The 14,179-nt window shown below is 55.6% G+C and carries 13 protein-coding genes and 1 tRNA gene; all 14 read right to left on the bottom strand.

Annotation, left to right across the window (positions count from 1 at the left end; genetic code table 11):
• Nucleotides 1–87 precede the first annotated feature (87 nt).
• The 14 genes from gyrA to HZA73_00585 all read right to left on the bottom strand — a co-directional run bounded on the left by gyrA (nt 88) and on the right by HZA73_00585 (nt 14,175).
• Nucleotides 88–2,559 (bottom strand): DNA gyrase subunit A, encoded by a 2,472-nt coding sequence (gene gyrA / locus HZA73_00520; GenBank protein ID MBI5804508.1) that lies wholly within the window; start codon nt 2,557–2,559, stop codon nt 88–90.
• 60 nt (nt 2,560–2,619) lie between these two features.
• On the bottom strand, nt 2,620–2,928 hold the full coding sequence (locus HZA73_00525; GenBank protein MBI5804509.1) for a hypothetical protein: 309 nt from the start codon (nt 2,926–2,928) through the stop codon (nt 2,620–2,622).
• A 15-nt stretch (nt 2,929–2,943) separates the two neighbouring features.
• Nucleotides 2,944–3,633, bottom strand: coding sequence for a class I SAM-dependent methyltransferase (locus HZA73_00530; protein ID MBI5804510.1), 690 nt, complete (start codon nt 3,631–3,633; stop codon nt 2,944–2,946).
• 75 nt (nt 3,634–3,708) lie between these two features.
• Complete coding sequence (gene gyrB, locus HZA73_00535; protein ID MBI5804511.1) at nt 3,709–5,604, bottom strand: DNA topoisomerase (ATP-hydrolyzing) subunit B; 1,896 nt, start codon at nt 5,602–5,604, stop codon at nt 3,709–3,711.
• A gap of 161 nt (nt 5,605–5,765) precedes the next feature.
• Nucleotides 5,766–6,074 carry a DUF721 domain-containing protein gene (locus HZA73_00540; GenBank protein MBI5804512.1) on the bottom strand — a complete coding sequence of 103 codons (309 nt, stop codon included), beginning with the start codon at nt 6,072–6,074 and terminating at the stop codon, nt 5,766–5,768.
• A 109-nt stretch (nt 6,075–6,183) separates the two neighbouring features.
• Nucleotides 6,184–6,642 (bottom strand): 8-oxo-dGTP diphosphatase, encoded by a 459-nt coding sequence (locus tag HZA73_00545; GenBank protein ID MBI5804513.1) that lies wholly within the window; start codon nt 6,640–6,642, stop codon nt 6,184–6,186.
• Nucleotides 6,643–6,766: 124 nt separating this feature from the next.
• Nucleotides 6,767–7,828, bottom strand: coding sequence for a DNA replication/repair protein RecF (gene recF / locus HZA73_00550; protein MBI5804514.1), 1,062 nt, complete (start codon nt 7,826–7,828; stop codon nt 6,767–6,769).
• Between the two features lie 311 nt (nt 7,829–8,139).
• A tRNA-Val gene (locus HZA73_00555) sits at nt 8,140–8,216 on the bottom strand.
• 188 nt (nt 8,217–8,404) lie between these two features.
• Entirely contained in the window at nt 8,405–9,517 is a 1,113-nt protein-coding gene (locus tag HZA73_00560; GenBank protein MBI5804515.1) for a threonylcarbamoyl-AMP synthase, read from the bottom strand.
• Nucleotides 9,514–10,053: a peptide deformylase gene (def, locus tag HZA73_00565; GenBank protein ID MBI5804516.1), complete on the bottom strand. Its 540-nt coding sequence runs from the start codon at nt 10,051–10,053 to the stop codon at nt 9,514–9,516. The genes HZA73_00560 and def overlap by 4 nt, the downstream gene beginning before the upstream one ends.
• A gap of 96 nt (nt 10,054–10,149) precedes the next feature.
• Nucleotides 10,150–10,455 carry a preprotein translocase subunit YajC gene (yajC, locus tag HZA73_00570; protein ID MBI5804517.1) on the bottom strand — a complete coding sequence of 102 codons (306 nt, stop codon included), beginning with the start codon at nt 10,453–10,455 and terminating at the stop codon, nt 10,150–10,152.
• A gap of 35 nt (nt 10,456–10,490) precedes the next feature.
• Nucleotides 10,491–10,910, bottom strand: coding sequence for a cytidine deaminase (locus HZA73_00575; protein ID MBI5804518.1), 420 nt, complete (start codon nt 10,908–10,910; stop codon nt 10,491–10,493).
• Between the two features lie 81 nt (nt 10,911–10,991).
• Nucleotides 10,992–12,167 (bottom strand): phosphopentomutase, encoded by a 1,176-nt coding sequence (locus HZA73_00580; protein ID MBI5804519.1) that lies wholly within the window; start codon nt 12,165–12,167, stop codon nt 10,992–10,994.
• A gap of 211 nt (nt 12,168–12,378) precedes the next feature.
• Nucleotides 12,379–14,175 (bottom strand): Ig-like domain-containing protein, encoded by a 1,797-nt coding sequence (locus HZA73_00585; protein MBI5804520.1) that lies wholly within the window; start codon nt 14,173–14,175, stop codon nt 12,379–12,381.
• Between the last annotated feature and the right edge of the window lie 4 nt (nt 14,176–14,179).

Below are 14,179 nucleotides of genomic sequence, written 5' to 3' on the forward strand. Positions count from 1 at the left end.
GGGACTGGTATGAACCTGCCCCCGCAACAGTGGATGGATTAAAGGACAGCCCAGGCTGATTCTTCAGCTCTGGGCTGTCTTTTGACATTATTTTTCTTCAGTCTCCCCGTTGGCTTCACCGTTTCCCTCTTCTTCCGAGGCCGCCAGCCTGGCCACGTCAACCACTTGGTCCTTGTCCTCCAGGTTTATCAATCTGACTCCCTGGGTGGCCCGGCCCATCACCCGTACGTTCTTTAAGGCCAGCCGTATCACCTGGCCCCCGGCCGAGATGATCATCAGTTCGTCGGTGTCCACCACCTCCTTGACCGCCACCACCGGGCCGGTCTTGTCGGTGATCTTCATGGTGATCACGCCCTTGCCGCCCCGGCGGGTGACCCGGTACTCCTCGATCTCGCTCCTCTTGCCGAAGCCCTTCAGGCAGACCGTCAGCAGCGAACCCTCGCGCTTGACCGCCACCATCCCCACCACGAAATCCTTCTTATCCAGGGTGATGCCCCGGACCCCGGCCGCGTTCCTTCCCATGGCCCGGACGTCGCTCTCGTGGAAGCGGCAGGCCTGCCCCTGGTTGGTCACCAGGATGACATCCTCGCTGCCGTCGGTCATCTTGGCTTCGATCAACAGGTCCTTGCCGTCCACCGTGGCTGCGATGATCCCGGCCTTGCGGGGGTTGGAAAATTCTGACAGGGCGGTCTTCTTGATAGTCCCCTCCTTGGTGGCCATCACCACAAAGTGCTGGTCGTCGAACTCCTTAACCGCGATGTAGGCCGCTATCTTTTCGTCGGGCTTCATTTCCAGCAGGTTGGATATCTGCCGGCCCTTGGCCGCCCGGCCGCCCTCCGGCACTTCGTAAACCTTCAGCCAGTAACAGCGTCCCTTGTCGGTGAAGAACAGGATGTAGTGGTGGGTGGAGGCGATGAACATCCCCTCCACGAAATCCTCATCCCGGGTGGTCATCCCGGTCACCCCCTTGCCCCCCCGGCCCTGGCGCTTGTAGGAGCTCACCGACAGCCGCTTGATGTACCCGGCGTGGGAGATGGTGATCACCATGTCCTCTTCGGCGATCAGGTCCTCAACCGAAAATTTTTCCTCTGTGGCGGCCAGGATCTCGGTGCGGCGGGGGTCGGCATACTTCTTTTTGAGCTCGGTGATTTCTTCCCGGATCACCCCCATCAGGCGCCGCTTGCTGTCCAAAATGCCCTTGAGCTTGTTGATCAGTTTGATCAGCTCCTCGTACTCCTCGTCGATCTTCTTGGTCTCCAGTGAGGTCAGGCGCTTGAGGGTCATGTCCAGAATGGCCTGGGCCTGGATCTCGGAGAGCTTGAATTTTTTCATCAGCGAAGCCCGGGCCTCGTCCACGTTGGGCGACTTCTTGATGATCCGGACCACTTCGTCGATGTTGTCGATGGCTATCTTCAGGCCTTCCAGAATATGGGCCCGCTTCTCGGCCTGGGCTAGTTCGTATTTGGTGCGCCGGGTCACTACCTCCACCCGGAATTCTATGAACTTGCTGAGGGCCTCCTTCAGGGTGATCACCTTGGGCACCCCGTCCACCAGGGCCAGCATGATCACTCCGAAGCTGGTCTGGAACTGGGTGTGCTGGTAAAGCTGGTTGATGGTCAGCCGGGGGTCGGCGTCGCGCTTCAGGCCGATCACCACCCGCATCCCGTCGCGGTCCGACTCGTCCCGCAGGTCTGCGATGCCGTCCACCTTCTTGTCCTTGACCAGCTCGGCGATCTTCTCTATCATGGTGGCCTTGTTGACCTCGTAGGGCAGCTCGGAGATGATGATGGACTCCTTGCCGTTTTTGGCGGTCTCCACGTTGGCCCGGCCCCGAATCATGATCTTGCCCCGTCCGGTCAGATAGGCGTCCCGGATGCCGGAGACGCCCATGATCATGCCGCCGGTGGGAAAATCAGGCCCCTTGACGGTCTTCAGCAGTTTCTCCGGAGCAAGCTCCGGATCGTCGATCAGCAGGGAGATGGCGTCGCAGATCTCCCCCAGGTTGTGGGGCGGGATGTTGGTGGCCATACCCACCGCTATGCCCGAGGAACCGTTGACCAGCAGGGCTGGCAGCAACGAGGGCAGCACCGACGGCTCTTTGAGCGAACCGTCGTAGTTGTCCACGTAGGTCACCGTTTCCTTATCAATGTCCTTGAGCATCTCGTCCGAGATCCTGGTCAGCCGGGCCTCGGTGTAACGCTGGGCGGCCGGCGGGTCGCCATCCACCGAGCCGAAGTTCCCCTGGCCGTCCACCAGCAGGTAGCGCAACGAAAAATCCTGGGCCATCCGGACCATGGAATCGTAGATGGCCGAATCACCGTGGGGATGGTACTTGCCCATCACCTCTCCCACGATGCGAGCGCTCTTCTTGAAGGGCTTGTTGTGGGCCACTCCCAGCTCGCTCATGGCGTAAAGGATGCGGCGGTGCACCGGTTTCAGCCCGTCCCGGACGTCGGGCAAAGCCCGTCCCACGATCACCGACATGGAATAGTCCAGGTACGAGGAACGCATCTCCTCTTCAATTTCCCTGGTCAGGACCCTATTTCTTTCTAAAGCCATTTATCCCCCATTGTTGGGGCAGGTTTAAAACCTGCCCTTACTTTATCTTGTTGGGGCAATTCATGAATTGCCCTTACTGTTATTCGGTTCCAGTTCCCCGATCAGCACCCGGCCCTCGTCCGGGCATTCTGTTATCTTTTCCTTGGCCAGCCGGTAGAGGTCAAAGTCCCTCCAGTTGCCCCTGGCGCAGGCCCGGTAAAAGGCCCGGTATTCTTTTTCAACGGTCAGGTCCACCGCCACCGCGTATTTGCTGCCCTTTACAATGCCGACCAGAACTTCGGTGTTCTTGACAAAGTGCATCTGCTCCGTGGCCACCCCTATCCGCTGGCCCTTTTCCAGAACCTTTTTCACCCCGTAATAAACAGCCATTGTCTCACCGTTAAATTATGGTTGAATTTTGGTCGTTTCCAGTATGATGGTGGTCTTCAGATGGTCCAGTTTCAGACAGGTAGTGATCAGATGATAGAACAGCGAGAAGACGAACCCGGCCGGGTTGCCGTACTGCAGATTTTCTATGTAACGGATATTTTCGATCCGCCAGATAGAAGTTTCTGAGAAATATTTTTGAAAAGCCTCCTGGTCATTTAGCCGGAAGAAAGTGGGGAAGACCTGAGCCGGGGACAAGAATCTTTTGAGGGTCATTGGCGCAAACCGGCTGAAAAGCGAGATGTAGTGCCACTTGCCAGTGGTCCGGATCAGCAACCTTCCGCCGGGCTTCAGCACCCGGTGCAATTCCTTTAGGGCTTTTTCCGGTGTTTCCAGGTGCTCGGCCACCCAGCGGCTGGAGATAAAATCTATGGAATTACTTTTTAGAGGGATTTGGTGGATGTCGGCCCTGAGATATTTTTCCTGTTTACGGTCTTCCAGATCAAAGCCGACAGCCAGGCCTTGGTATTCCGGCATCTGTTTGATGTCGCTGTTGTCTCCGCACCCGGCGTCTATCCAGGTCTTTGACGGCGGGGCGTATTGGTGGAGCAGATCGTCATAGACATAGCCCGGGTCAACGTAATCGGGGATCAGTCTTTGGGCCAGCCTGATCTGCCAGGGCTTGGCGCAGGGATGGAGGCGCAACATCTTTTACGTTTACCATTTTCTGTTTATTGTTCGGTGTTGGAACCTGGAACAGCAAACGCTAAACTTCAAACAGCCTTAGACGTCGAGGTTCTTGACGTACTTGGCGTTCTGCTCGATGAACAGCCTCCTCGGCTCCACTGCGTCACCCATCAGCATGGAAATGGTATGGTCGGTCTCGGCCGCGTCGTCGTTGGCAACTTGGAGCAGTGTGCGGCGCTCCGGATCCATGGTGGTCTTCCACAATTGCTCCGGGTTCATCTCGCCCAGGCCCTTGTAGCGCTGGACATTGGCCTGGTCCTTGCCCAGCCGGCTGACCGCCTTCTCCAGCTCCTCGTCGGTGTAGACATAGTGCTCCTCCTTGCCCTTGGCCACCCGGTACAGCGGCGGCTGGGCGATGTAGACGTATCCCTTCTCGATCAGCGGCCTCATGTGGCGGTAGAAGAAGGTCAAAAGCAGAGTCCGGATGTGGGCCCCGTCCACGTCGGCGTCGGTCATGATGATGATCTTGTGGTAGCGGGCCTTTTCCGGGTCAAAATCCTCCTGCCCGATCCCTGTTCCCATGGCGGTGATCAGGGTCCGGATCTCGTCGTTGGCAAGCATCTTGTCCAGCCGGGTCTTCTCCACGTTCAGGATCTTGCCCTTCAATGGCAGGATGGCCTGGAACTTCCGGTCCCGGCCCTGCTTGGCCGAGCCGCCGGCCGAATCGCCCTCCACAATGTATATCTCGCACAGGGTGGGATCGTCCAAGGAACAGTCGGCCAGCTTGCCGGGCAGGCCGGAGGTCTCCAGCGCGTTCTTGCGCCGCACCAGGTCGCGGGCCTTGCGGGCCGCCTCCCTGGAGCGGGCCGAGAGGATGCCCTTTTCGCAGATCTTGTTGGCCAGGGTGGAGTTTTCCTCGAAGAACACCGCCAGTTCCTGCCCCACCAGGGATTCCACTATCCCCTTAACTTCCGAGTTTCCCAGCTTCGTTTTCGTCTGGCCCTCGAACTGGGGCTGCTTGACCTTGACCGAGACCACCGCTGTCAGCCCCTCCCGGGCGTCGTCGCCGGACAGGGTGAAGTCATCCTTTTTCAGAAGATTGTTCTTCTTGACGTAGTCGTTGATCACCCGGGTCAGGGCCGACTTGAAGCCGATCAGGTGGGTGCCGCCCTCCACCGTGTTTATGTTGTTGCAGAAGGAATAGATGTTGTCGTCGTAGCTGTCGTTGTACTGCAGGGCCACCTCCACCTGCACCCCATCGCCTTCTTTGGACACATAGATGGGCTTGTGGATGGGGGTCTTGTTCTCGTCCAGGTACTTTACGAAGGAGACGATGCCGCCGTCGAACTTGAAGTTGTGGGACTTGCCGGAGCGCTCGTCCAGGATGTCGATGGCCAGGCCCTTGTTGAGGAAGGCCAGCTCCCTCAAACGCCCCGACAGGGTGTCAAAGCTGTAGGCCGTGGTCTTGAATATCTGTTTGTCGGCCAAAAAGGTGACCGTGGTCCCGGTCTTGGCGGTCTTGCCTATGGTCTTAAGCGGATACTGGGTGATGCCCCGCTGGTAGCGCTGCTGGTAGACCTTGCCGTCGCGCTGGACCTCGACCTCCAGCCACTCTGACAGGGCGTTGACCACGCTGACCCCCACCCCGTGCAGTCCGCCGGAGATGGTGTAGGCCTTATTGTCGAACTTGCCCCCGGCGTGCAGAATGGTCATGGCCACCTCCACCCCCGGCTTCTTCTCGGTGGGGTGCATGTCCACCGGGATGCCCCGGCCGTTGTCGGTCACCACCACCGAACCGTCCTTGCGCACCGTCACCGTCACGTGGTCGCAGACCCCGGCCATGTGCTCGTCCACCGCGTTGTCCACCACCTCGTAGACCAGGTGGTGCAGACCCCGGACGCTGGTGTCGCCGATGTACATGGCCGGCCTCCGCCGCACCGCCTCCAGGCCTTTTAGTACTGTGATCTTTTCGCTGCCGTAAGACTCTGCCATATATCCCCTCTTTAATGTTGGGGCAATTCATCCTACTACGCCGCCATTTAAGGCTTCGCCGGACGAGTGAATTGCCCTTACTGTTTCTTATTCGTGATTCCAGTGATTTATTCCGGCAATTGTATCACTATGGTATGACAATTGTTTTTGCATCCATGCTTCTATTTCACATCCCCCACTCTAAAAACTATCTCCTTGATGATCTCCCGCCCCAGCATCTTGTTAAGCTTGTCCTTGATCTGGATCCGCATGAAAGTACACTCCTGTACCCAGGCCGGGTTCTGGGCCAGCACCGTCATCCTGCCCCGGTAAACGGATTCCGCCCTGGTCCTGACCGCCATCTTGGGGCCGGCCGCTTCAGCCCAGATCAGCAGGGCCTGGCCCTCGTCCACCTTCTTGTCGATCTCCAGGTTCTTTAAAAGCCGGTCCAGGATGGGGCCTACCGACTCCGGTCTGGTTGGATGAGCCATTTAGCACCGCCGTAATAATAGTAGTAACGTAGGACCTGTAGGTTGGGTACGGAAATCTGCGCAATGCTTCGATAAACTCAGCACAACGTCTGCGAATCGTGTCTTTGTCTTAGTAAAAGTTGACTGAATGCTCCGCCAGTTTTCCCTGCTGGTATACGAACTTGGCCGAGAACATTCCCGGTTTATCCAGCCAGGGCAGGAAGATGTGGTCGCCCTCCCACAGGTCCAGTTTGGTGAGTTCAGGATCCTTGATCCAGCTCAGGTGGCCCTCCTCGGTCTCGGAGAGGGAACCTTGGATGTCCTCGGCCACGAACACGAAGACATACCAGTCATCAGTTTCATCAAAAGAGGGAAAGGTCAAAAAACCCTTGAGCACCGGTTTGCTGATCAGGAATCCGCTTTCTTCTTTGACTTCGCGGGTCACGCATTCCTCCGGGGTCTCGCCGGGATGGAACTTACCGCCCAGGCCGTTCCATTTGCCGAAATGCATGTCGTCCGCCCGTTTGATGCGGTGCATCATCAGGGTCTGTCCGTTGCGCCGGAGGTAACACAGGGTGGCTAGTTTCATTTGTGCCGCAATAAAAGCAATGATAAGTTATACTTTGACAAACCATAGACAAACAATGGCTTCACTATTGTATCCCCATCGTATGTCCATTGCATCACCATTGTATGTCCCTGGTATTAAGTCCTCACTCCGCTATGACCCGCCCGGCCTCTATCCTGAATTTCTTAAATCCTTCCTGCTTGGAGACCTCCTGGTCCTTGGCGGTGGCTATGAACACCTGGTATCCCGGGTCCAGCTGGTCCACCAGGAACCCGCCCCGCTCCCGGTCCAGCTCGGCAAAGATCTCGTCCAGCAGCAGGATCGGCTTTTCCTTCAACTGCACGGCCAGCATCTCGGCCTCGGCCAGTTTCAGGCTTATGGCGGCTGTGCGCTGCTGGCCCTGAGAGCCGAAGCTGCGGATGCTGCTGCCGCCGATGGATATCTCCAGATCGTCGCGGTGCGGTCCGAACATGGTGATGCCCCGGCGCCGCTCGAACTCGTAGTTGACGGCCAGGGCTTTGGCAAAAGCCTGTTCCACCGGCTCGTCCGGTTCGCTCTTGAACGAAAGCTTGTAACGCAGGCCCAGCCGCTCCCGGCCCCCGGCGATGCCCAGATACCGGCTGCCGGCCGATTCCTTGAGATCGTCTATCACCTGGATCCGCTTGTTGATTATCCTTGACCCGCAGGCCACCAACTGCTGGTTCCATGCCTCCAGCGAAGCCACCTGGCCCCGCCCCTCGCGGATGTCGAACAGCAGGCGGTTGCGCTGGTGCAGCAGCCTCCGGTATTCCTGGAGATCGGCCAGGTAATTGCGGGAAAGCTGGGAGATGGCCAGGTCCATGAAGCGCCGCCGCACCCCGGGGCCGTCCTTGCACAGTTCGTCATCCTCGGGCGAAAGGCTGACCACCGGAAGCCTGCCTATAAGCTCTGACAGCTTGAGTTGCACTTCGCCGTTGATCTTGCAGCGCTTTTCCACTTTATTGAAGGCGGATTCCACCACAATCTCGCCCCGCTGGGTCTGCATCTGCCCTTCCAGCCGGAACATATCGTCGGAGAAACGGATCAGGTTTTCATCTTCGGCTGATTCCCTCATTGAGCGGCCGATACATAAATAATAGATGCCTTCCAACAGATTGGTTTTGCCCGAACCGTTGGAACCGTAGAATAAATTCTTATTTTCAGAAAACTCCACTGCATAGGTCTGCAAATTCCTGAACCCACTGCCCTTAAAAGACTTAAGATACATAATATCCCGGTTTTTTAGGTTTTATAAGTTAAAGCACTATTTAGTGTATTACATCAGTAATTATACCACAATATATGGTAAAATTGCAAAGGTTTTTTCTATTATTTTTACATTGTATGTCTATGTATTGCAACGAGTTTAGCGGCGTTTGTTCTTAAAAACGAAAAAACATATATTTTGGAGAGAAAACCAAAGAAAATAAAAAAACCGATATCATTGCTGATACCGGTAAAAAATATTTTACATACTATAAGGATCAATTCCCAATCTTATGGTGGGCGGTACAGGATTCGAACCTGTGACCTCTGGTATGTGAGACCAGCGCTCTAACCAACTGAGCTAACCGCCCAAAATCAAATCATAACTTTAAAATTATGAATTAATAATACATCATACGTTGTTATGTGCAAATAATACAATGAAAATAGTTCAGCGTCTTTCGTGTGTTTCGATGGAAATAGCCTCAAGTATGTAAGTATACCAAAAAATAAAAATCTATTCAAGTTTTTTGTTGGCCTGCCCGCAACCTGACATTTTTCAGGCCAGCATCTCTTTTATCTTCTCCAGCACGTCCGGCATTTCCCGTTTTATCAGTTCCAGTGTCTTGGCATAATCCTCCAGCGTTCCGCCGATGGGATCTGCCACTCCGTCCACCGCCAAAAGCGACACCTGGGCCTTTGGGTAAAGTTTAATGATGTCCTGCCGGTGGCCATCCTCCAAGGCTATGATGATGTCGGCCTGTTTGGCCAAACTGTCTGTCAATGTCCGGGAATGATGGCTCGAAAGGTCAAAGCCGAATTTTCTAGCGGTCTCCTGCCCCTTATCCGTGGCCGGCATCCCCGGCAGAGCCCTGGTGCCGCAGGAGCGCACTACCACTTTGTCCTTCCAATTCTTGGGAAGGATGTTCTTAAGATATCCCTCGGCCATGGGACTGCGGCAGGTGTTGCCGGTGCAAACGAACAGCACCTCAACCTTGTCCTGCTTTATCGGCTGCTGCAAAAGTTCTGAAAGTTCCCGGCGGCCGATATCGCCCCGGCGCAGTATCACCGGGTGCTCCCGGGATAGGTCCAGCACCGTGGAAGGCCGGCAGCGGGGCAGCTCCCCCCCGTCCAGGATCAGGTCCACCGGATCTTTGAAGGATTCCATCACCTGCTCAACATTGCAGGATTCCTGGGCGCCGCTGACATTGGCGCTGGTGGTGGCCAAAGGACCATTAATTTGATCCAGTATGGCCTGCAGCGCCTTATGCCGGGGGATCCTGATGCCAATGGTGCCGTTTTTATCCAATCCCCATTTCTTGACCTGATCCGAAGCCGGGAACACCATGGTCAGCTGTCCCGGCCAGTAAACCTTCATCAGTTTGGCGGTATAATCCGGGACATTGAGAACCAACTGCTCCAGTTCCCGTGGATTTTTTACGAACAGTATCAGCGGCTTGGAAAAGTTCCGCCCCTTAAGCCGGTAGATCTTTTTGACCGCCTGGGGCAGGTCGGCCCGGCAGCCCAGGCCATAGACCGTATCGGTGGGAAAGGCCATCACCTCTCCACGGTTCAAGGCACCCACGGCTTGGCTTGCGGTTTCGGTAACACCGTCTCCGTCTTGATATAGTTTGATCAAATGCCCTTTGGCTTGGCGGAAAATGTTTCTCATTTGCCTTTGTCCCCGGCTTTGGCGCTTAGCTCTTTGAGCTGTTTTTTCAGTAATTGCCGTTTGATCGGGCTAAGATGATCTATGAAAAGCACCCCGCTGAGGTGGTCCATCTCATGCAAAAACACCCGGGCCAAAAAGTCGGAAGCCTCCAGTTCCAGCGGGTTGCCGTCCCGGTCCAGCCCGGTGACGGTCACGTTCTGGGGCCGGGCCACATCGGCGTACATCCCGGGGAAACTAAGGCATCCCTCCTGGTAGACGATCTTGCCGTCGGAGGCCTGCAGTTTGGGGTTGATCAGTATCAGCGGCTTGGCATTTTTGGGATCCAAAGCCGGCAGGTTAATGATGCACAGGGCCAGCGAATGCCCCACCTGAGGCGCAGCCAGGCCCAACCCCCGGGCCGAAGCCAGTGATTCGATCATCTGCTCGGCCAAAGAAATCAGCCGGCCATCGATGTTCTTCACCGGCTCGGTCTTTTGCCTCAGCACCGGGTCGCCGTAGACCCTGATGGGAAGTATTTTTTGTTTGGTTGCTGGCATCTCTCTCATGCCACTAAGACACGAAGGCACCAATACAATTTACGATTCACGATTTACAATTTACGAATTTAGTGTCTTGGTGGCTTGGCGGCAGATTTACTTTTCCAGTTTGACAGTGACCGTGGACTTTTGCACTTCTATCTTGACGTTCTCGTCGATCTTGACCACCACCACGTTGCGGGTGTCGTCAACCCCGACCACGGTTCCGTGGATCCCGCCTGCGGCGATGACCTTGTCGCCCTTCTGCAGGCTTTTCAGCATCTGGGCGTGTTTCTTCTGCTGACGCTGCTGGGGAAGAATCAGCAAAACGTAGATGATGACAAACATGATGACGATGGGCAGCAAACCCAGCAAACCGCCGCCGCTTTGCTGTCCAGCAGCCGGGGCGCCCGGCTGCCCCATGGCAAATGCTATTCCGAACAAAGTTTTCTCTCCTTTTATTGTTTATTGTTTTTTAATGAACTTGGTCCAAAGGCCAGAGGCAGGAGTTTCTTCAGCGAAGTCTTCATGGATACTTTCTTCCCGGCCATTATCACTTCCAGGTCGGGGGCAAACTCGTTCAGCACCTGACGGCAGGCCCCGCAGGGTGCGGTAGGTTCCGGGGAATCGGAGACAATGGCGATGGCGATGAAATCTCTCTCCCCCCGCCCCACCGCTTGGAACACGGCATTGCGCTCGGCACAGCAGGTCAGCCCGTAGGATGCGTTCTCCACATTGCAGCCGGTGTAGACCTGCCCGCTTTTGGCCAGCAGGGCCGCGCCCACCTTGAACTTTGAATACGGTGCATAGGCCTTCTCTTTGGCTTTTTTTGCGGCTGAGATCAACTCGGTTTGGCTTATTTTTTTCTTTTGTATCATATCCTTTCCAGTATGACGCTGATTCCAGCAGACCCCGCAGATAGAATTCATACCCTGATCATGAAAATCTTGTAAATCCTGTCAAAAAATAATCTCCGGCCAGAAACTTGTTCCCTGTCCGGTTCCATCGATTCCGAAGATCTCCGCCAGGGTGGCCGCGATGTCGGCAAAGCTCTTTCTGGTTCCCAGGTCGACCCCGGCTTTGATCCCCGGGCTGTAGGCCAGCAGGGGCGTATATTCCCGGGAGTGGTCGGTGGACGGAGTGGTGGGGTCGTTGCCGTGGTCGGCGGTGATCAATAGCAGATCGTCTCCGGTCATGACCTTCAGCAGTTCCGGCAGCCAGGCGTCGAAGTCCTGCAGGCCTTTGTAGAAACCCAGGACATCATTGCGGTGTCCCCAGCTCATGTCAAAGTCCACCAGGTTGGCCATCAGCAGGCCGTGCTTGAGACCGGACAGGGCTTTGAGGATCTTTTCCATGCCGTCCCGGTTGTCATCGGTGTGAATGCTTTGAGTCAATCCCTGGCCAGCGAACAGGTCGTTGATCTTGCCCACCCCCATCACCTGCAGGCCGCTTTTCTTGACCCAGTCCAGTACCGTGGATTTGAAAGGTTTCAGGGAAAAGTCTTTCCGGTGCCCGCCCACCCTCTGATAATTGCCGGTAGTCCCGGTGAACGGCCGGGCGATGACCCGGCCCACCGCGTGTTCTCCGGTCAGGATGTCCCTGGCCTTCTGGCACCATTCATAAAGCTGCTCCAGGGGGACTATTCCCTCGTGGCAGGCGACCTGAAACACGCTGTCGGCCGAGGTGTAGACTATGGGGAATCCGGTCTTGACGTGCTGGTCCCCCAGTTCTTTGATGATCACGGTTCCAGAGGCCACCTGGTTGGCCAAAATGTCCCGGCCTATGGCCTTTTTGAAGGGATCTATGATCTCCGGCGGGAACCCGGCAGGGTAGGTGGGCAATGGCTTTTCGGTGACCAGTCCTGCAATCTCCCAGTGCCCGAAGGTGGAGTCCTTGCCCTTGGAGCGTTCGGTCAGTTTGCCCCAGCAGCCCTGGGACGAGGGATTTGGGGGAAGGCCTTTGATATCAATTATATTGCCCAGCCCCATTGCCTGCAGGTTGGGCAGGGTCAGCCCGCCGGGGACCGCCCGGGAAAGGTTGCCCAGCGTATTGCTGCCCCGGTCGCCGAAATCGGCGGCATCGGGCAGTTCCCCCGCTCCGCAGCCGTCCAGGATTATCAGAATGGCCCTTTTCATTAATTTCTCAACTGCTTCCGATTTTTTGACAGGATTTACAAGATTTCCATGATTATTATTTGGAAACAACCCGGTTAATCATGTTAATCCTGTCTTATCCAAGGGAATAGAACATCAGTTAAGATCAATTATCGCATATTTTTTGCCGGTTGTAAATAGCAAAACGCCCCCCGCCGAAGCGGGGGGCGTTAATGCCTGTCTTGATATTATGCTACCAGGCCAGGACTTGTATCCTGTCCAGGAATGCGCCGTCGGCGGTATTGGTGATCGCATCGGTGTCAAATGCGAAGGCCACCTTAACCTGGGTTCCGGTCACCGGGAAGCTCATGTTGCCTGAATTACCCCAACCAGTGTTGCCGTAAATGACCCAAGTAGCCCATCCAGACCATGTGCCGTCAGCCAGCCGGTAGGAATAAATGGTTCTCATCCTGTCGACTGCGCCTTCGATTTGAACATAACGGTCGTAGGAAAGGCTGGCGTTGCCATACCAGGTCAGGTCTATGATTGGCATTACCAGTGTGTCGTGAACCTCTGCGATGGGATTATACAGGTAGCTGGTATCGGCATCAACACCGCAATGCCAGAGGTAATTTCCACCGAACCCGCTGGGGTTCTGGCTGGCAAACAATGTTGACCTGTGCCACAGCTGGGGAGTGGTACCCCGGGTGCTCCAGCCGATGTTGCCGCTTTCCACCATGTCGTAGAACAGGATGGTCCGGAAACCGCTGGAATAGCTGGCATTCTTCCAAAGGTCATCGGCCGGCTTGTAAGTCCCCACACTGGTGACATAGGCGGCCTCGCCGGGGATGCCGTTGTTGTTCTCGTCCAGCATCAATCCGGATGTATCCCGAACCTGGCGGCTGACCCAGATGGTCCCGGCGCCGTCGAAATTCTCCAGGGTATAGCGGACCAGCATGGTGTCAGGCATGATGGTGATGGTGCCGGGAACGTATTGCTCGTAGTTGGCGTCGTTGTAGATCTTGATGTAATTTGAATTCAGGTAGGCAGCGTTCATCTTGCGGTTGAACTGGATGTACATGGAACGAAAACGGGTTCCGTCCCAATCGTCAAAAAATGTGTTGATGACCCTGAGGTTGCTGGAACTGGGGACACCGCCGTTGCGGGGATCGTAGGTCCGGAACTTGACCCTCTCACGGTCCAAGGCTTCATTCTCGGCTAAGCCGTTGCCATTGCCGTCAAGGCTGTTGCCTTTCATGTCCTTGATGGTGGTCTTGACCGTCAGGAAGTAATCGGTGGCCGTTGTAAGAGTGGGATGGAACCTGACGATGTACCAGGTGGGGGCAAAATCATCGATGACTGTAATTGCTCCCAAGCTGACCACCTGGCCGCTGGCTGTTGTCAGTTCAAAGGCCGAAGCGGTAAGGGTGGCGGCATCCACGCTGTCGTTGTCAAATATGTTGATCTCGATGGAATCGGTCAGGCTGAAATAGATCCTCTCGTTGGTGGGATCAGCGACGGTGATGGTGGGGGGGGTTACGTCAACCCAAGCCACCGCGGAGTTGTTGCCCCAGAACTGGGTCTTTTTGCTGTCCTGTGGGTCAATAAAATCGTTGCCGTTGCCGTCCAAAGCGTGACCGTGAATGTCCCGGACATTGGTTGTCACCGTTACCATGTAGCTCAGGTCGTCATCCCAGCTGGTGGCTTTGATGATAGCCTTTTTGGTGCCCACGTTGTAGGTCACGGTATAGGGGATGGCAGTAGTGGGAGATTCCACGTCCTGCAGCAGGATATTTGTGGTATTGATGGTGCCGGCGTTCATGTCGGCGTCGAACAGGATGCCGATCTCGTCGTAGGCCGGGTTCTGGAACAGGGTGTTATCACCGTCCAGCGTGCTGATATCAATGACCTTGGGGCCTTTGGATTCCATGGCCTGAGTGGCGTTAAAGCTGTCGGTGCTCGGCTCAAAGGGATTATCCTTTTTACCGCAACCGGTAATTACGACACCGATCAACAGGACGGCAGTAAGAATATATAAGGCTTTTTTCATCTTT

This window comes from candidate division TA06 bacterium (genome assembly GCA_016235665.1).
Classification (GTDB): domain Bacteria; phylum Edwardsbacteria; class AC1; order AC1; family EtOH8; genus UBA5202.